Origin of the sequence: Salinibacterium sp. GXW1014 (genome assembly GCF_044769865.1) — a bacterium.
Classification (GTDB): domain Bacteria; phylum Actinomycetota; class Actinomycetes; order Actinomycetales; family Microbacteriaceae; genus Homoserinimonas.
In genome coordinates this window covers 333850-351087 of sequence record NZ_JBIZWA010000001.1, presented here as the reverse complement: position 1 = coordinate 351087, position 17238 = coordinate 333850, and the positions used below count along the sequence as shown (strand labels likewise).

Annotated in this window: 22 protein-coding genes and 1 riboswitch; of the genes, 13 read left to right on the top strand and 9 right to left on the bottom strand. The window is 67.4% G+C overall.

The window, feature by feature from the left end:
• Positions 1–119: 119 nt before the first annotated feature.
• Together glpX and ACIQK7_RS01660 are read left to right on the top strand one after the other, a co-directional pair.
• A complete protein-coding gene (glpX, locus tag ACIQK7_RS01665; RefSeq protein ID WP_403023924.1) occupies positions 120–1088 on the top strand; it encodes a class II fructose-bisphosphatase in 969 nt (322 codons plus the stop codon).
• Positions 1089–1571: 483 nt separating this feature from the next.
• Positions 1572–2528, top strand: a complete 957-nt coding sequence (locus ACIQK7_RS01660) for a hypothetical protein (protein WP_403020589.1) — start codon at positions 1572–1574, stop codon at positions 2526–2528.
• 22 nt (positions 2529–2550) lie between these two features.
• Here ACIQK7_RS01660 and rmuC read toward each other — a convergent pair whose 3' ends face one another.
• Complete coding sequence (rmuC, locus tag ACIQK7_RS01655) at positions 2551–4035, bottom strand: DNA recombination protein RmuC (RefSeq protein ID WP_403020586.1); 1485 nt, start codon at positions 4033–4035, stop codon at positions 2551–2553.
• A gap of 70 nt (positions 4036–4105) precedes the next feature.
• On the opposite strand from rmuC, the gene ACIQK7_RS01650 reads away from it, so the two are divergent.
• Entirely contained in the window at positions 4106–4384 is a 279-nt protein-coding gene (locus tag ACIQK7_RS01650; protein WP_168220109.1) for a DUF2470 domain-containing protein, read from the top strand.
• Between the two features lie 20 nt (positions 4385–4404).
• On the opposite strand, the gene ACIQK7_RS01645 is transcribed toward ACIQK7_RS01650, so the two are convergent.
• Positions 4405–5007, bottom strand: coding sequence for an exonuclease domain-containing protein (locus ACIQK7_RS01645; protein WP_403020582.1), 603 nt, complete (start codon positions 5005–5007; stop codon positions 4405–4407).
• Positions 5008–5081: 74 nt separating this feature from the next.
• Here ACIQK7_RS01645 and ychF point away from each other — a divergent pair, with 74 nt between their 5' ends.
• The 4 genes from ychF to ACIQK7_RS01625 all read left to right on the top strand — a co-directional run bounded on the left by ychF (position 5082) and on the right by ACIQK7_RS01625 (position 7810).
• A complete protein-coding gene (ychF, locus tag ACIQK7_RS01640) occupies positions 5082–6158 on the top strand; it encodes a redox-regulated ATPase YchF (RefSeq protein WP_403020580.1) in 1077 nt (358 codons plus the stop codon).
• Positions 6159–6258: 100 nt separating this feature from the next.
• Positions 6259–6477, top strand: coding sequence for a hypothetical protein (locus tag ACIQK7_RS01635; protein WP_403020578.1), 219 nt, complete (start codon positions 6259–6261; stop codon positions 6475–6477).
• Between the two features lie 65 nt (positions 6478–6542).
• On the top strand, positions 6543–6893 hold the full coding sequence (locus ACIQK7_RS01630; RefSeq protein ID WP_403020575.1) for a zinc ribbon domain-containing protein YjdM: 351 nt from the start codon (positions 6543–6545) through the stop codon (positions 6891–6893).
• A 47-nt stretch (positions 6894–6940) separates the two neighbouring features.
• Complete coding sequence (locus ACIQK7_RS01625; protein WP_403023921.1) at positions 6941–7810, top strand: EamA family transporter; 870 nt, start codon at positions 6941–6943, stop codon at positions 7808–7810.
• Here ACIQK7_RS01625 and ACIQK7_RS01620 read toward each other — a convergent pair.
• Positions 7764–8504, bottom strand: a complete 741-nt coding sequence (locus tag ACIQK7_RS01620; protein ID WP_403020572.1) for a polysaccharide deacetylase family protein — start codon at positions 8502–8504, stop codon at positions 7764–7766. The genes ACIQK7_RS01625 and ACIQK7_RS01620 overlap by 47 nt on opposite strands.
• A gap of 106 nt (positions 8505–8610) precedes the next feature.
• Between ACIQK7_RS01620 and ACIQK7_RS01615 the strand changes: the two genes are divergently transcribed.
• Complete coding sequence (locus tag ACIQK7_RS01615) at positions 8611–8973, top strand: DUF4440 domain-containing protein (RefSeq protein ID WP_403020570.1); 363 nt, start codon at positions 8611–8613, stop codon at positions 8971–8973.
• Positions 8974–8976: 3 nt separating this feature from the next.
• Here ACIQK7_RS01615 and ACIQK7_RS01610 read toward each other — a convergent pair whose 3' ends face one another.
• Both ACIQK7_RS01610 and ACIQK7_RS01605 read right to left on the bottom strand, forming a co-directional pair.
• Entirely contained in the window at positions 8977–9324 is a 348-nt protein-coding gene (locus ACIQK7_RS01610; RefSeq protein ID WP_403020567.1) for a hypothetical protein, read from the bottom strand.
• Between the two features lie 112 nt (positions 9325–9436).
• A complete protein-coding gene (locus ACIQK7_RS01605) occupies positions 9437–10012 on the bottom strand; it encodes a 1-acyl-sn-glycerol-3-phosphate acyltransferase (RefSeq protein WP_403020565.1) in 576 nt (191 codons plus the stop codon).
• 67 nt (positions 10013–10079) lie between these two features.
• On the opposite strand from ACIQK7_RS01605, the gene ACIQK7_RS01600 reads away from it, so the two are divergent.
• On the top strand, positions 10080–10322 hold the full coding sequence (locus ACIQK7_RS01600) for a toxin-antitoxin system YwqK family antitoxin (protein WP_403020563.1): 243 nt from the start codon (positions 10080–10082) through the stop codon (positions 10320–10322).
• 5 nt (positions 10323–10327) lie between these two features.
• Here the strand turns inward: ACIQK7_RS01600 and ACIQK7_RS01595 are convergent, their stop codons facing one another.
• A complete protein-coding gene (locus tag ACIQK7_RS01595) occupies positions 10328–10900 on the bottom strand; it encodes a nitroreductase family protein (protein ID WP_403020560.1) in 573 nt (190 codons plus the stop codon).
• A gap of 74 nt (positions 10901–10974) precedes the next feature.
• Here ACIQK7_RS01595 and ACIQK7_RS01590 point away from each other — a divergent pair, with 74 nt between their 5' ends.
• Entirely contained in the window at positions 10975–12306 is a 1332-nt protein-coding gene (locus tag ACIQK7_RS01590; RefSeq protein ID WP_403020557.1) for an MFS transporter, read from the top strand.
• Between the two features lie 7 nt (positions 12307–12313).
• Here the strand turns inward: ACIQK7_RS01590 and ACIQK7_RS01585 are convergent, their stop codons facing one another.
• The gene (locus ACIQK7_RS01585) at positions 12314–12703 is read right to left on the bottom strand and encodes a hypothetical protein (protein WP_403020554.1); all 390 of its coding nucleotides are present in this window, start codon (positions 12701–12703) and stop codon (positions 12314–12316) included.
• Positions 12704–12775: 72 nt separating this feature from the next.
• A riboswitch (guanidine-III (ykkC-III) riboswitch) is annotated at positions 12776–12840 on the top strand.
• Positions 12841–12849: 9 nt separating this feature from the next.
• Between ACIQK7_RS01585 and ACIQK7_RS01580 the strand changes: the two genes are divergently transcribed.
• Positions 12850–13179, top strand: a complete 330-nt coding sequence (locus ACIQK7_RS01580) for a DMT family transporter (RefSeq protein ID WP_403020551.1) — start codon at positions 12850–12852, stop codon at positions 13177–13179.
• 59 nt (positions 13180–13238) lie between these two features.
• Here the strand turns inward: ACIQK7_RS01580 and ACIQK7_RS01575 are convergent, their stop codons facing one another.
• Both ACIQK7_RS01575 and ACIQK7_RS01570 read right to left on the bottom strand, forming a co-directional pair.
• Entirely contained in the window at positions 13239–13811 is a 573-nt protein-coding gene (locus tag ACIQK7_RS01575; protein WP_403020548.1) for a GNAT family N-acetyltransferase, read from the bottom strand.
• A gap of 59 nt (positions 13812–13870) precedes the next feature.
• On the bottom strand, positions 13871–14536 hold the full coding sequence (locus ACIQK7_RS01570) for a hypothetical protein (RefSeq protein ID WP_403020546.1): 666 nt from the start codon (positions 14534–14536) through the stop codon (positions 13871–13873).
• A gap of 217 nt (positions 14537–14753) precedes the next feature.
• On the opposite strand from ACIQK7_RS01570, the gene ACIQK7_RS01565 reads away from it, so the two are divergent.
• Both ACIQK7_RS01565 and ACIQK7_RS01560 read left to right on the top strand, forming a co-directional pair.
• Positions 14754–15302 carry a hypothetical protein gene (locus ACIQK7_RS01565; protein WP_403020544.1) on the top strand — a complete coding sequence of 183 codons (549 nt, stop codon included), beginning with the start codon at positions 14754–14756 and terminating at the stop codon, positions 15300–15302.
• 171 nt (positions 15303–15473) lie between these two features.
• Positions 15474–17180 carry a VWA domain-containing protein gene (locus ACIQK7_RS01560; RefSeq protein ID WP_403020542.1) on the top strand — a complete coding sequence of 569 codons (1707 nt, stop codon included), beginning with the start codon at positions 15474–15476 and terminating at the stop codon, positions 17178–17180.
• Positions 17181–17238 lie beyond the last annotated feature (58 nt).

Genomic DNA, 17238 nt, shown 5'->3' with positions numbered 1-17238 from the left:
GGGAGGGGAGCGCTCGGTAGGATGGCTGTGGCCTTTCAGCCCCTCCACTGCCACCCCTGACGCTTTGGCAATGGAGCCCGCCGAGCGAAGGATCACCGGTGACCACCGACTCTGACAGCATGATCGCCCACCCCGACCGCAACCTGGCCATGGAGTTGGTGCGGGCCACAGAGGCGGCCGCCATCCGGGCCTACCCCTGGATCGGCCGGGGCGACAAGCTCGGCGCCGACGGTGCAGCGGTCGACGCGATGCGCAAGTTCCTGGGCACGGTCGACTTCGAGGGCACCGTCGTGATCGGTGAGGGCGAGAAGGACGAGGCGCCCATGCTCTTCAACGGCGAGGTCGTCGGCAATGGCAACGGCCCCGCCTGCGACATCGCGGTCGACCCGATCGACGGCACCTCGCTCACCGCTGCCGGGCGCCAGAACGCGATCTCGATGATCGCCGTCTCTGACCGGGGCACGATGCTGGATGCCTCATCCGTCTTCTACATGGAGAAGATCGTCACCGGTGCCGAGGGCATCGGCGTCGTAGACATCCGCAAGCCCATCGGCGAGAACGTGCGGGCGCTCGCGAAAGCGCTCGGCAAGGATGTCGGGTCCCTTCGCGTCGCGGTGCTCGACCGGCCGCGCCACGCCGAACTGATCGACGAGATCCGGGCCGCCGGCGCCGGCACCCGCCTCATGCTCGATGGGGATGTCGCTGGCGGCATCAACGCGGCCCGCTACGAGAGCCGCATCGACATGTGCGTGGGCATCGGTGGCAGCCCGGAGGGTGTCGCAACCGCGGCCGCCATCAAGGCGCTGGGCGGCTTCATCCAGGGCAGACTTGCTCCCACCACCGATGAGGAGCGCCAGCGCGGCATCGACGCCGGGCTGAAGTTCGACCACGTGTATGAGGCCGACGAGCTTGTTCGCGGCGACAACACCTTCTTTGTCGCGACGGGTGTCACGAACGGTGAACTGGTGTCGGGCGTGCAGCGCAAGGGCCCGGTCATCCGCACGGAGAGTGTCGTGCTGCGTGCCCGCTCGGGCACGATCCGCCGCGTCGTGGCGGACCACCTCGTCTCGAAGTGGCTCGACGACTGAGCTGACGCCGTGGCGGCGCGCTCTGCGCCGGCCCTGCGGCGGCTGCCGCCTGCGGTGCCTGAGTACGCCTGCGGCGGCCTGCGGCGGCCTGCGGCGGCCTGCGGCGGCCTGCGGCGGCTGCGCCGGCCGCTGGCGCCGGCCGCTGCGCCGGATGTCCCACACGCCGCGGAACCTCCGCCAGCGCTACAGTTTCCGCCTCGCGCCACAGCGTTGGCTGTAGCGCCGAGCCAAACGGTGTAGCGTTCGCGTCGTTCTGACCCGTGTTGGGATGCGGGGGCCGTTTGCGTCGGTGGCCGGGAATTTCCGCCAGCGCTGCACTTTCCGCCTCGCGCTACTGCTTTGCGTGTAGCGGTGGGCCAAACGGTGCAGCGCTCGGCGCTCTGACGCGAGTGGACAGCTCCTCCACAGGCTGCCTGCGCTCATCGTTCCACTGCTCGCGGATGACGTACCTGTCTGGTGGGTGCAGCACGCGACGATCACTGGATGAACGAATGCCTGCCGGATTTCGTGCGCCGCAGTACTGTCATCGACCTCGGTTCCACTGATCGTCGGCTGCGCCGCGCAGTGTCTGAGGGTGATCTTGTCCGGGTTGTGCCTGGGACATTCGTTTCGCGAGACGCTTGGGTGCAGGCCGACGGTATGGGGCAGCACCGTCTGCGGGTGCTGGCAACGGCGGAACGAATCGGCGCGGACGTCGTCTTCTCGCACCGGGCTGCCGCCGCGATCTGGGGCATCCGGATGCTGTCGCCCTGGCCAGACACAGTGGACGTAACCGTCGAGCCTGCGTCGGGCGGGCGCTCTTCGGGCAGGATTCGGCGACACTGTCGCGACCTCGCGGGTGTCGAGGTGGTGGAGCATCAGGGGATGCTGGTGACCTCGCCCGCGCAGACTGTGGTGGATCTTGCCCGGAAACTCAGGTTTGCCGATGCGGTCGCGTGTATCGACTCGGCGTTGCACCGTCGGCGCAAAGGCGGCCGCCTCACGATGAGGGGTGAGGTTCTCGAACGCGTCTCCGTGGCCGAGGGGGCGAGGGGGTGGCGTAGGGCTCGTGTGGCTGCAGGGTTCTCGACGGACCGTTCGGACTCGGTGGAGGAGTCTCACAGCCGCGTGCAGATTCACCTGCTCGGTTTTCCACCGCCTGTTTTGCAGTTGCCGTTCTCGGATCACGAGGGGCAGATCGGGGAGGTGGATTTCGCGTGGCCGGAGTTCGCCCATGTCGGCGAATTCGATGGTGCGAGCAAGTACCTGGATGAAAGCCTGCGGGAGGGGCGGACGGTGGAGCAGGTGGTGCTGGAGGAGAAGCGGCGCGAGAACCGGATCCGTCGACAGGTTCGGGCGTTCAGCCGCTGGGAGGCGCGTGACCTGTATCCGTCGACGAGGATGCACCGCATCCTGTCGGAGGCGGGTCTACCGTCGGGGCGACCGCGTCGTCTGACTTAGCTTCACGTGTTCTTGCACCCGATCAGTTCGTGCGGTCGGCCGGCGCAGGGGTCTCAAACTCGCTGTCGAACTCGCTGAGGTCGAGCGTCTCGTCGCTGAATCCGCTCCCGGCCGACCCTTCGGCCGGGTTGGGAGCGTCGAGCGCATTCGGCACCTTGAACTCATTGGCAGCGTTGTCTTCGGCAGGTGCGTCGAGTTCGCCGGCCGTGAGTTTCTGTGGTGCGGTGTGGATGGCCTGCGGTTCGGCGACGAGGTCGAGTTTGGTCTCGTCGATGCCGGGGAACTGGCGCGCGGTGACGAGCACGCGGGTCTCGAGGGAGCTCGCGAACTTGTTGTAGCTGTCGACCGTGCGCTCGATTGCCTTGCGCATCGATTCGGCGTGCCCGGCGAGGGTGCCGAGGCGCTGGTAGAGCGTGTTGCCGAGGTCGAACAGTTTCTTGGCTTCATCGGAGACGGCCTGCTGCTGCCAGGTGAAGGCGACGGTCTTGAGCACCGCCCATAGGTTGACGGGGGAGGCGAGGGCGACGCGCTTGCCGAAGGCGTACTCGAGCAGGGCCGGGTCGGCCTCGAGCGCGGAGGAGAGCAGCGATTCGCTTGGGATGAAGGCGATCACGAACTCGGGGCTCGCGTCGAGGCCCTCCCAGTAGGTCTTCTTGGCGAGCGCGTCGACGTGTGAGCGCACCGCCTTGACGTGCTGCTCGATGAGCTTCGTGCGGCGGGCAGCCTCTTCGCCGATGGCGGAGAGCGGGATGTGGCTCGCCTCGATGTAGTGCTCGAGCGGCACCTTGGAGTCGATCGCGATGGACTTGTTGCCTGGCAGGCGCACGACCATGTCCGGGCGCCCGGCACCGGCATCCGTCGACACGCTGTGCTGCGTGGTGAAGTCGACGTACTGCGTCAGGCCAGCCGATTCGACGATGCGCTGCAGCTGGGTTTCGCCCCAGACGCCGCGCGTGCTGTTGGAGCGAAGCGCGGATGCCAGCTGTTCGGTCGTGACGCGCAGCTGCTCATCAGACATCTGGGCCTGCTTGAGCTGCTCCGCGATCGAGCCGTACTGCGTGCTGCGTTCGCGCTCGAGCTCCGTGACCTTGGCCTGCATCGTGCGGAGGCTCTCCTGCACGGGGCTCAGCGCCTGCAGCACCTTGCTCTCGGCGCGCTCGCGCTCCGCCTGTGCCTGTGCCTCGCTGCGCTGGCGCTCGATCATCTCGCGGTGCTGTGCCTGCAGCGTCGAGACCTGTTCGGCGTGCTGCGCCTGCATCGTGGCCATCTGCTCGCGCAGCGCATCCGCTGTCGCCTGCACGCCCGCGAGCTGGCTCGAGAGTCGCGCCTGCACGGCCTGCTCCTGCGCGCGCAGTTCACCGAGGGCGAGCTGGTGCCGTGCCTCCATCACCTTCGGGTCTTCGCCGGACGTCTGTGCAGTGCCGCGCCCGCGCATGATCAGCACGCCGCCCACGACGCCAAGGACGCCGCCGATGATGAGGCCGATGAGCAGTGCGAGAGGGTCCATGAAAAAAGTCTGTCAGTGGCCTCTGACATTGCTGGGACGAACCGCCCGCAGCCGTGTCACCATTGTCATCATGAGCATCTTCTCCGATGACGTGGTGCAGGCGATCACGAGCTACATGAACTCGAGCCAGCCTGATACGACACTGCTCATCGCGCAGGTGCACGGCAACTCGCCCACCGCGGAGTCGGCCATCATGGCCACCTTCGATGAGCACCGCGCCGTGTTCACGGTGACGACTCCCGACGGCGTCGACGATGTCGAGGTGCCGTGGTCGCGACCGCTGAAGTTCCGCGACGAGGTGCGGGCGGAGCTGTTCCGCCTGTTCGAGACGGCGGTGACGGGGGAGTAGTTCCCCGTCGAGCGCTGCGCCTAGCCGAGCACCATGGGGGCGTGGTCGTCGACGACGACGCCGATGCTCTTGACGCGGGTGCCGGCGATCGTCGCGAGGTGGGCGACATCGGATGCCTCGTGCCGCTTGGCCGCATGGATCATGATCGCCGCGCACGCCTCGGCATCCGCGAGCGCGTCGTGGTGGCGGAAGTCCTCGAAGCCGGCCGCCATCGCCGCGACCGGCAGTCGGTAGGAGTCGAGGTGGTAGGTCTTGCGGGCGACCTGCAGGCTGCACAGGTAGTCGAAGGTCGGCGTGGTGACGAAGGTCGCCTCGCACGCCGCTTTGATGACGCCCATGTCGAAGCCCGCGTTGTGGGCGACGAGGTGGTCGCCGTCGGCGAACTCGACCAGGTCGGGGAGCTGTTCGGCCCATCCCAGCGCTTCGGCGCAGTCGGAGGCGACGATGCCGTGGATGCGGGTGTTCCACTCGAGGAAGGCGTCGTATCCGAGCGGTGGCTTGATGTACCAGGAGGCCTTGTCGACGACGCGACCGTCGCGCACCTTCACGAGTCCGACCGAGCAGGCGCTCGCGCTCGAAGAGTTGGCGGTCTCGAAGTCGATGGCGGTGAAATCCAGTGGCACGTCTTCATGCTCGCACGGGCATCCGACACTGACCGACGCGGCACGCTCAGCAGGCCACGGTAGCCTTGACTTCCGTGGCTCTCACTATCGCAATCGTCGGACTCCCCAACGTGGGCAAGTCGACCCTCTTCAACGCCCTGACCAAGAACTCGGTGCTCGCCGCGAACTACCCGTTCGCCACGATCGAGCCGAACGAGGGCATCGTGCAGCTGCCCGACGACCGCCTCGCGAAGCTGGCCGAGGTGTTCGGCAGCGAGCGCATCCTGCCGGCCCCTGTGACCTTTGTTGACATCGCCGGCATCGTGAAGGGCGCGAGCGAGGGCGAGGGTCTTGGCAACAAGTTCCTTGCGAACATCCGTGAGGCGGATGCCATCGCCCAGGTCGTGCGCGCATTCAGCGACTCGGATGTCGTGCACGTCGATGGCGCGGTGAACCCGGCGAGCGACATGGAGACCATCAACACTGAGCTGATCCTCGCCGACATGCAGACGCTCGAGAAGGCGATCGAGCGCTACACGAAAGAGGTGAAGACCAAGCGCACCGAGCCGATCGTGCTCGAGACGGCGCAGGCGGCGGTCGCGTGGCTCAACGAGGGCAAGCCGCTCTCATCGAACGAGAAGCTCGACCTGACGCCCATCCGCGAACTCGGGCTGCTGACATCCAAGCCGTTCATCTACGTGTTCAACGTCGACGAGGGCATCCTGGGTGATCAGGCGAAGCTCGACGAGCTCGCCGCCCTGGTCGCGCCGGCGAAGGCGGTCTTCCTCGACGCGAAGCTCGAGTCCGAACTCATTGAGCTGGACGAAGCGGATGCGGCAGAGCTCCTCGCCAGCACAGGTCAGGAGGAGTCCGGCCTCGACCAGCTCGCCCGCATCGGCTTTGACACGCTCGGCCTGCAGACCTACCTCACGGCGGGGCCGAAGGAGACGCGCGCCTGGACGATCCCGAAGGGTGCCAAGGCGCCCCAGGCCGCCGGCGTCATCCACTCGGACTTCGAGAAGGGCTTCATCAAGGCCGAAGTCATCTCCTTCGACGACCTGATGGAGTGCGGCTCCGTCGCGGAAGCGCGCGCCAAGGGCAAGGCCCGCATGGAGGGCAAGGACTACGTCATGCAGGATGGCGACGTGGTGGAGTTCCGCTTTAACGTCTAGCTCGAGTTGACCCGGCGGCTTCCGCGTGCCCATCGTCTCGATCGCACTGCAGATGCCGACTTCGCATGGGCGTGATGGCATGGCCGTATCAAGGGGCCGTGTGCTCGACGATTTTCCAGTACGAGTCTTTGCGCGCAACCATGCCGCGCTCGTGACGCTGCGCAACGACGATCGCCTGAACCTCGCGCTGACCGAGAAGGTGTCCTTCCGGGCGGCCGGTGGAGCGGACGGCGGCTTGATGCCGGCGGCGTGGTACTTCGAGGTCGTTGACGAGGTTACGGAGAAGCGCATCGTGGAGATAGTCCGCTCCGTGCTCTGAGAACAGCGTGCGATGCCCTCGGTCAGGGGATTGCTATGTTTGCCAGGTGCTTGAGTTCGAGACCAATGTCTGACGCGCTGCCCGCCTGCCCCGAGTGCCATGAGGCGTTCACCTACGAGCAGGGCGCGCTTCTCGTGTGTCCCATGTGCGGCCACGAGTGGAGTGCGGATGCCGAGGAAGCGTCGGCCACGGTCATCCGGGATTCGGTCGGCAACGTGCTCGAAGACGGTGACACCGTGACGATCGCGAAGGACCTCAAGGTCAAGGGCGCGGGCGGCGGTGTCGTCAAGGTCGGCACGAAGGTGCGCGGCATCCGTCTCATCGAGGATGGCGTGGGCGACCATGACATCGACGCGACCGTGCCGGGATTCGGCCGGATGCAGCTCAAGTCGAGCGTCGTGAAGAAGGTCCTCTGAGCGTGGCCGACCGGGCCCGGGAGGTGCGTGGCGTGCCGCCGTGGTCGATGGCGGTCGCGGCAATGCTTGCCGTGCAGCTCGCCAGCGCCCTCTCGGTTCCGGTGATCGAGCAGGTCGGCCCCGGCGGCACGGCCTGGCTTCGCATGTGTTTCGGGGTGGTCTTCCTGTGGATGATCGCGCGTCCCGCCATCCGCTCACTCACCCGCGGAGATGTCCCCGCGCTCCTGGCGCTTGGCACCGTCACCGGCTTCATGACCCTGTTCTTCCTGGCCGCCGTCGAACGCATCCCACTGGGCACCGCGGTCGCGATCGAGTTCCTCGGCCCGCTGGCGGTTGCGGGGCTGATGGGCAAGAGCAGGAAGGCGCTGCTGTGGCCTGCGCTCGCCCTCGTCGGCGTGGTGCTGCTCACGGAACCGTGGCAGGGGGAGGTCGACCTGGCCGGTGTCGGGTTCGCGCTCGCGGCAGGAACCTGCTGGGGGCTGTACAACATCCTCACCCAACACGTCGGCGATCGCTTCGCCGGCATCAGCGGCCTCTCGCTCACCATCCCGGTAGCAGCGATCGCAACCCTGCCGGTCGGGCTGCCGCAGGTGCTGGACGGAGAGTTCACCTGGTGGGTGCTGCCCGCAGCCGCCGGAATCGCGCTGATCACCCCCGTGATCGCGTTCGGGCTCGAGATGCTCGCCCTACGCCGCATGACCCACACCGCATTCGGCACACTGCTCTCGATCGAGCCCGCCTTCGGCATCCTCATCGGCCTGCTTGTGTTGGCTCAGACTCCGACCCTGATGCAACTCCTGGGGATTGCCATCGTCATCGCCGCCGGTGCTGCAGCCCAGCGAGGCGGCACAAGAGCGACAGACCCCATCGTCACGACGGGCCAGGGCGGCGCCCCTCCAGGAGCTCCGACACCGTGACGAAGCGGTAGCCCTCAGCCGCGAGGCGGTCGATGACCTCACCGATCGCCTCCAGGGATGCGGTCCGGCCGAACCACGGATGCAGCAGGATGATCGACCCCGGCCTGGTCGTCGCGATGATGCCATCCACGATGTCGGCGCTGCTCTGCTCGGCCCCCGAGAAGTCCTCGCTCGAGACATCCCAGGTGACGGTCAGTCGGTCATGCCGGGCCAAGTAGAGGGGCAGGGTCAGCAGCTTGTTGCCGAACGGCGGGCGGAACGTGACGGGGCCCTTGTAGCCGGCGGCGCGGATGGCGGTGTCGGTCGACTCGACCTCCTCGGCCACCGTGTCCAAGGTCACGAACGTCATCGAGCGGTGACTCCAGGTGTGGTTGCCGATCTCGTGACCCTCCGCGATGATCCGCTGCATGGCATCCGGATTCGCCACGATCTCCCGGCCGTTGAGGTAGAAGGTCGCGAGCACGCCGCGTTCAGCCAGCGCGTCGAGCACGGCAGCGGCATCCGCGTCAGTGGGTCCATCGTCGAAGGTCAGCGCGACGACGCGGTCATCGGTGTCCACGCGGTGCACGAGCTCGCCGGCGAGCTGCGTCGTGCGAGACGGGATGAGGCGGTAAGCCACGTAGCCGACGGAAAGCGCCGCCACGACGAGGGTCGAGAGGGTCACGGCGAGCGTTCGCCATGTGCGTCGGGACATGCTCATCGTCGCGGGATGCCGGGCGCGAGAAAGGTCATGTTGGCATTCTGACCGTCGACCCCACCGGAGTGGTAGTGCCGTCGCGCCTCGTCCGTAATCTGGTCGCATGGTCGAAGACGCTCGTGCCCGTCAAATCCTCGAGTCAGAACTTCGCTTGCTGACGCCCCAGTTGCGGTCGTCGCCAGCCGAAGTTGAAGAGCTTCTAGCGCCCGAATTCATTGAGATTGGCCAGTCGGGTCGGCTCTGGTCACGCAGCGATATCGTCGCGGCGCTCGCCGACCCGGAGTTCTCGGCGGCTCTGGCGGCCTTCGAAATCACGGAGGAGCGCGTCGTCCTCATTGCGGGCGACCACTACCTGCTCACCTACCTGCTCGTGACCCAACAGGGCCGCAGCCGTCGCTCCTCAATCTGGAAGTGCACAGCGAGCGGATACCGCATGGCCTTCCACCAGGGAACGCCGGTGGGCTGATGGCTACATTGCCGTCTCGAGCGGAGTGACGGTGATCTCCACTCCTCCGAACGGAAACGGAAAGAGGAGGAAGCCATTGCCATACTCGCTCAGGGGGATGAGTCCGAACCACACCTGGCTGATGACGACGGATGCAGCCACCGCGATCCCGATGATGGCTGCGGCGCAGCTGGGAGCGATGGGGCTCCCTGACGCGTCGATGAATGACCCGTCTGAATCCGCGCCACTGAAGCACATCGACTTTCCCGCTCGCGTGAACACGGTGTACACGAGCGCGGCGAGCCCAGCGACGACGATCAGGCGCCGGATGCGCGCGATCACGGGGGCGCCAGGCAACTGCGAAGCGGGCACGGCTGCGCTCGTGGCACGAATGACCGGCTTTCGGACAGATGACGCTGCCGCGGCGCGATCATCTGTCCGAAACCCAGTCATCCGCGGGCACGCACACCTCTGCGTGCCCGCGCTACAGACCAGTCTCCTCGCGAAGCCGCGGCTCGACGCGGTGCTCCGGTCGCACGCCTGCCTTATCGGCGTAAAAGGCGCGGATACGGTCCATGTCGCTCGAGACATTGCCAGTCAGTTCGATGGTCGGGCCGAGGCCAGAGGTCTTCGTGGTGCGGTCGACGAAGCCGAGCGTGACGGGCATCTCGGCTTCGCGCGCGATGCGGTAGAAGCCCGACTTCCAGTGGGTGTGGCCCTTGCGGGTGCCATCGGGGGTCACGACGAGCCCGAAGACCTCCCCAGCCCGGATGCGATCGACGACCTCCGAGACGACGGCGCTGGGTGCATCCCGGTCGACGGGGATGCCGCCGAGGCCCCGCATGATCGGCCCGGCCAGTCCGCGGAAGAGGCTCTTCTTGCCCAACCAGCGGAAGTGCATGTCGAGTCGCCACGCGATCGCGAGCATGAAGACGAAGTCCCAATTGGAGGTGTGGGGTGCGCCGATCAGCACGGTGGGGCGATCGGGTGCGGGCGCGGAGGTGAGGCGCCACCCGCTGACCGCCCAGAATGCACGCGCGGCGAGGCGTCGGAGGAACATGTGTCCAGAATATTGGAGTGCGGGGGTCGCGCTGGACGCGGCGGACGCCCACCCCTAACGTGAGCACATGGCGGCGGCACCAAAGAAGTCAGAGTTCATCGACGGGTACCTGATCAAGTACCACGCGAACGGTGTCACGCGCTGGTCGAAGGGCAAGGTCAAAGACGGCCAGCCCGTCGGGTACTGGGAGTGGTACCGCCTGGACGGTACCCTCAAGCGCTCCGGCCATTTCGCCGCGGGCGAGGCGGTCGGCGAGTGGATCACCTACGACCAGGACGGTAAGCCCTACAAGGTGACGCAGCGCGGCTGAAAGGGCTACGGCATCCGCCCCAGAAACTGCCACGAGTCGAGGGCGGGGCGTTTCGACTCCAGCATGCGGGCCTTGAAGGATTCCTCGATGTTGCCGACGTAGAGCCACCCCATCAGCAGTTCGTCATCGCTGAGGCCGTGCGCCGCGCGCACCTCCCGGGCATTCGCGAGCATCCCGGTGCGCCACATGACGCCCCAACCGGCGCTCCACAGGGCGAGCTCGAGCAGGTGGGCGGCCCCTGCCGCGGTCGCGTGCTGTTCCCAGACAGGAACGGCCGGATGCTCCTTGGGGCTCGCGACGACGGCGATCAGCAGTTCAGCCCGGAACGGCTTGGGGTTGACATCGCCCGGGGCACGCGTCTCGCCCGCTGCCGCATCGAGTGCGTCTGCCAGTCGCATCCGGTCGTCGCCGCGGAGCGTGATGAGTCGCCACGGACGCAGCGCCTTGTGGTCGGCCACCGGCGTCACCGCAGTGAGCAGTTCCGCGAGTTCAGCATCCGTCGGGGTCTCGGGCCCCACCTTGGAGACCGAGCGGCGTGCCGCCATGGCCGAGAGCACAGGGTCTGAGTGAGACGTCATATGGGCCATTCTCTCCTCATTAGGTGAGGCGATGCTCACTGGCAGCAGGAGAGCGGCGCGCATACCGTGCAGGGGTGAGCAAGATCGAGGGCCTCTACTCCGCGCTCCTGCGGCGCAACCAGGAGGCCGAGGCGGAACTCCCCGCCGAGGTGCGCCGCAACGTCGCCCCCAACGGGCTCCGACTCGTGCTGGCGAACGCGCTGCAGTCCTCCGGCGACCAGACGGTCAACGCGTCGACCGTGCTGCCGTGGCTGTTCTCGGCCCTGGGCGTGCCGAGCGCGCTCGTCGGTGTGCTCGTGCCGATCCGCGAGTCCGGGTCGATGCTGCCGCAGGCCTTCCTCACCCCCATCGTGTTGCGCGCGCGTCGGCGCAAGTGGGTCTTCGTGACCGGTGCGCTCGGGCAGGCGCTCTCGGTCGCGGCGATTGCCCTGACTGCGGCGTTGGGGGAGGGGCTCGGGGCCGGCATCGCGATCATCGTGGCGCTCGCCGTGTTCTCGCTCGGGCGCTGCCTCTGCTCCATCTCGTCCAAAGACGTGCAGGGGCGCACGGTGCCAAAGGGGGAACGCGGCCAGATCAACGGCGTCGCGACCGCCGCCGCGGGGGTCGTCGCGATCACCCTGGGCGTCACCATCCGTGTGGTCGGCGGGGAAGAGCTTGCAGCCGGACAGCTCGCCTGGCTGCTCGCGGGCGGCGCGGCCCTGTGGGTGCTCGTCGCGGTCGTCTATGCGGGCATCCGGGAACCAGCGGATGATCCGCAGCAGTCGAGCGAGCAGCGGCAGGATGCGCACTGGTTCGGCCAGATGGTGCGGCTCCTTCGCGACGACCGTCCGTTCCGCAGCTTTGTGCTCGTGCGGAGCCTCCTGCTGGTCTCGGCCCTGAGCCCACCGTTCATCGTGTCGCTCTCGATCGAGTCGGGCTCGAACACCCTCGCGGGGCTGGGCGGTTTCGTCATCGCCTCGGGCCTCGCGGCGCTGCTCGGCGGTCGTCTCTTCGGGCGCCTCGCCGACCGGTCAAGCAAGCGCCTCATGAGCATTGGGGCGGGCATCGCGTCGGCCGTGATCGTGCTGACTGTCGTCGTCGCAGCCCTGCCGGGCTTCACGGGCGAGGGCTGGCTCGGCACGCTTGTCTTCATCGGCAGCTACTTCCTGCTCACGATGATGCACACGGGCGTGCGGGTCGGCCGCAAGACCTACATCGTCGACATGGCCGAGGGCGACACCCGCACGAAATATGTTGCCGTCTCGAACACCGCGATGGGCGTCATCCTTCTTGTCGTGGGCGGCATCAGTTCGCTCCTGGCGACGGCGCACATCTTCTGGGCGCTGCTCTTCCTCGCGGCAATGGGACTCGTCGGGGTCTTCGCGGGTGCACGGCTACCGGAGGTGTCGCGGCGCGACGCCGGATGACGCGGGCTCAGCGCTCGAATGGGGCGCCGCGTCGCAGCATCCCGCCGATCCCGACTCCCGTGACGAGCAGGCCCGTGCCCACGAGGATCAGCCCGGGAAGCGTCGAAGGCATCATGGGCACGAACACGCTCCCGTTGACGGGGGCGTAGGCGAACCAACCGAAGGAGGCCGGTTGCTGTGCGAGCCCGATCGCCGCTCCCGTGATGATGGTGAGCAGGCCGAGCAGGAAGGTCCACTGCACGTGCCGACGTCGAAAGAGCAGGTAGGCGACGACAAGCACCGCGAGGGCGCCGACGACGGTGAGCACGAGCCCCGCGTCGAATCCCGCGGTGTCGGAGCAGGCGAAGTCGCCCGCACATGACGCCCGAATGGAGCTGGCCCGCCGTGGAATGAACACGCGTCATAGTACGCACGGCCCGATACGTCGGGTCAAGGCAGCCCCCGCCCATCCAGGATTGCTACTCTGACCGCTGGGTGCCCAACCGCGCCCCCGGACGAGGGATCAGTACCCGGAACGCGACAAGACTGGCCACGGGAGTAGACGTGTACTGGTTGGTTCTCATCATCTCCGGCATGCTCGAGGCGGTCTGGGCGACTGCCCTGGGCCGCTCAGAGGGTTTCACGAAGCTCTGGCCGAGCATCATCTTCGGCGTCTCGCTCATCCTCAGCATGGGGGGCCTCGCCTTCGCGCTGCGCGAGATCCCGGTCGGCACGGGCTATGCCGTGTGGGTGGGCATCGGCGCCTCGTTGACGGTCGTGTGGGCGATGCTCTCGGGAACCGAACCGGTGTCGCTCCTCAAGGTGCTCCTCATCATGGGGCTCGTCGGGTGCATCGTCGGCCTGAAGTTCGTGAGCGACGCCGAGGTGCACTGAGCCCAGGTGCACCGAGCCCAGGTGCACTGAGCCGAGCCGACCTGAGCCGCCCCCATCGCTCAGAGCGCTCGCCGCATCACGATCCGCGGGAACCCGCCAGCGATCGCATCCGTGTCAGCGACCTTTGTGAAGCCGGCCCGCTCGAACCACCGGCGCGTGCCCACAAACGCCATGGTCGCATCCATTCGCTCCTCGCCGTTGTCGGCCGGGTAGGCCTCGACGACGGGAGCACCGGATGCCCGGGCGTAGTCGACCGCGCCCTCGATGAGTGCCTGCGTGACCCCCTGCTTGCGATAGCCGGGGCGCACGCGGATGCACCACAGGGTCCAGGCGGGCAGGTCGTCGACATGGGGGATCTTGCGCGAGTTGGCGAAGGGGTGCAGCTCGGAGCGGGGTGCGATGCCAGCCCACCCTGAGACCTCGCCGTCACGGTAGGCGAGCACCCCGGGCGCCAGCTCACGGGAGCAGAGTGCGCGCACCTTCTCGGCGCGCTCAGGCCCGACGAGCGAGCGGTTCTCCTTGGAACCGAGCCGCCACGAGAGGCACCAGCAGACGGATGCGTCGGGCCGCTTGGGTCCGAGCACGAGCGCGACGTCGTCGAAATTGTGCGCTGGCCGTACTTCGATGCCCATCGTCGTCTCCCAACTCTTCAGTGACGGTCACGGTACTCGGCGCTACCGACATGGCCGGGTCAACGAGAACGTTCCAAGGCATCCTGACGGGCGGTCGTCCACACGATCGAGGTCAGCAGCACGAGCTCGAATGCGTTCGTGACGGCACCGCTCTCGACCGGGATGGGGACGGCGCTGCCGATGGTCATGAGTACCGTGCCGATCGTGAGCACGGGACTCTTCTGCTTCACCCACACGACGATGCCGGCGACGAGCAGCGCGGCCGCGACGAACAGGACCATGAGCGGCGGGCCGCTCGGGGCCTCAGCGTTGCTGTAGCTCAGCACGCCGTACTCCTCGACGGCCTCGATCTCGAGTCCCGCCAGCACCGTCACATACTCGAGCACCATGAGGGCAAGCGCGAAGGCGATCACCACGACGGCGGCCACCCGGGTTGCCGCCCAGCGCGCCCCCGCGCGACGGCACGCGTGCCACGCCCACACGACGAGGAGCGGCGTGACGATCGCGTGGATCCAGAAGCGCCCGAAGCTCAGCGCCTCGAGAAGCGGACCTTCGCCGATCCACTGTCCGCAAGCGATGACCGTGTTGTCGTAGACCAGGCCGGCGATCACGAGGAGCGGGATGGCCGAGGCATCCACTCGCCCCCTGCGGGCGAGGAGTGCACAGCCCCAGATGAAGAGGGCGAGGTAGGTGACGACGTAGCCGAAGAAGATGACCGTATCCATCCTTCTGAGTCAATATCGCTTCGCTCGCCCTGCCAAGCCCTCCATCTCCAGATGGCAGGGTGCGGGGTAGGCTCGATCTGCCCAGGTTGCCCGCTGCTGAGAGTCCTCCCACACTGTGAAATGGTTCCGTCGCCGTAGCCGCCGTTCGCGTGCGCGAGCGGCGCCCTTCGACGCGTCCATGCTGACTCCGCGCGAACCGCTAACGTTTCAGGCTGCGGTGGCGGAAGGCATCATGCTCGCCGAATACGCCGCGCGCCTGAGGCTGCGAAACGCCATCATCATCGGCGCCGTGGGGGAGTCGGCGGACTACGAGCCGCGGCGCTACCTCGTCGAGGCGAGAGCCGTCATCGCCTCTCTCGCTGCCGAGTCGGATGCCGCCGCCGATCGGCTGGCGCGGGAGGTCGAGGAGGCGGAGTCCCTCGCAGGCAGGGCTGGTCATGCGCATGACTACCGCGCGGGCGACGTCAAGAACCTGACGCGCCGGGAGGCGGTCTCGCGCGCCCTCGCGAAGCGCCTGCGCGAGTTCCGTGAGGACGACGAGTACATGCTCGCGTTGATCGAGCGTTCGCGCGATGAGGCGTGGCGAGATGTCTCCCGGGCGCTCGAGGAGGCGCTCGTGCAGCCGGAGGTCGATGACGATCCGGCCTACGAGACCGAGAAGGAGCAGCGGATGCGCGAACTCATCGACGTCGACCTCGCTCGTCTCATCAAGGAGCGCGAGACGGCACAACTCCGCTCGGAGCTCGCCGACGACTGGGGCTTCTAGGCGGCGGTCTCTACCACAGTCATTCGCGGTTTGCGAGGTGGCTCGCTGAACTTTTCTTCACTTAACGCGCCACCTCCCCTACACTCTTGCCTACGCGCCCCCTAACGGGGGTCGCTCGGCTCGGCTCCAGCGTTACCCGAAGGCGCCGCTCCCATCAGCAATGGAGTTGTTGTGAATACCCGTGACCCGCACGATAGCGCGCGCCGTCGGCACCGCGCACCCGCACCCCGCACCCCCCGCAACCTGCTCAGCCCCATCGCGGCCGCCGCAGCCGTGCTCATCCTTGTGACGGGTGCGGGCGTCGCCATCTCGCAGGGCGGGCTCGCGAGCATCTTCGCGGCCAACGCCTCGGGGGGCCTCGGCTGCACCGACCCCGTCGAACTCGTGGTCGTCACCGACACCTCCATCCACGGCGCGATCACGAACATCGCGGAAGACTTCGACGCCAACTCCGAGGTGTGCGTCTCGACCGAGGTGCGCGCACAGAGTTCCGGCGACACGGCGGCGCTCCTGGCCTCCAACGCGCTGGCCGATGCGGATGCCTGGGTGCCGGATTCCTCACTCTGGATCGCCCGAATGAACTCGACTGCGGAAGCGCTCGGTCGCACCAAGCCGGTCATCGAGCCCCGGGCATCCGTTGCCAGCTCACCCGTGGTACTTGCGGCGCCCGCAGCCCGCTCTGCCGAGTTCGCGGCCGATCAGGTCGGGTGGACCACACTCTTGGCGGGGCTCATCGGAGGGGTCGTGCCCGACCCCGAGTCGTCGTCGTCGAGCCTCGCCGCGCTCGCCTCCATGACGGCCGTGGCACCGGCGGATGACCCGCGGCGGCTGCCCTCGACCATGATCGAGCTCGGCAAGACCATCCCCAATTCCAAGGAGGAAGCGGTGGATGCGGCCCTCGCCGCTCCCGCGCCGACCGTTGTCGTCATGTCTGAGCGCGATGTCGTCGCGCACAATGAGGCGAACCCGGATGTCCCGGTGATCGCCCTCTACCCCAACGACGGAACCTCCGCGCTCGACTACCCCTTCATTGATCTCACGGGCAACAAGCCGGAGTCGAAGGAGCGCGACTCGCTGCTCGCCGCGTTCGAGGAGGCGGCGCGCCTCGGCGGGGCGTTCTACATGGCCGAAGGCTTCCGCGACCACGCCGGCGCTGGCGAGCTCAAGGCCACCGGCGTGCTGCCGATCTCGACCTCCGTCCCGGCCGCTGCCGTCGCGGAGCAGCAGGTCGCGGCGCTCACGCAGTGGAGTTCGCTGACGCGGCGTTCACGGATGCTCGTGGCGGTCGACGTCTCGGGCTCGATGCTCGAGCCGGCTGGCAATGGGCTGCGCCGCATCGACGTCTACCAGCGGGCCGCCGGAGGCTCGCTCGGCCGCTACGGCGGTGAGGCGCACATGGGGGTGTGGGTCTTCTCGACGAACCGCGCGGGCGACCAGGACTGGGAAGAGCTCGTGCCGGTCGGCGCCCTCGGCGATGACAACCACAGGGCGGCGATCGCCAACGTGACCGCGACGCTTCCCCAATACATCCGGGGCGACACGGGCCTCTATGACACCATCCTTGCCGGGGTGAAGCACATGAAAGAGGGCTTCGTCCCCGGCATGGTGAACTCGATGGTCATCATCACCGACGGCCGGAACGACGACCGCAACTCCATCACGCTCGATGCCCTCCTGGCTGAACTCACCGCGATGCACGACCCGCTGAAGCCGGTGCCGGTCATCCTGATCGGCTTCGGTCCTGATGCGGTCATGGAGCCCATGCAGCAGATTGCGAACGTCACGGGTGGCGGGGCGTTCTCCGCCTTCGAACCGAATGACCTCGACAAGGTGTTCGTCGATGCGTTCTCGCAGAGGACATGTCGACCGACCTGCTGATGCCGGATGCGATGCGGGCGGGCCTTGCTATGCTTGCCCGCACAACCGAATACTGCCG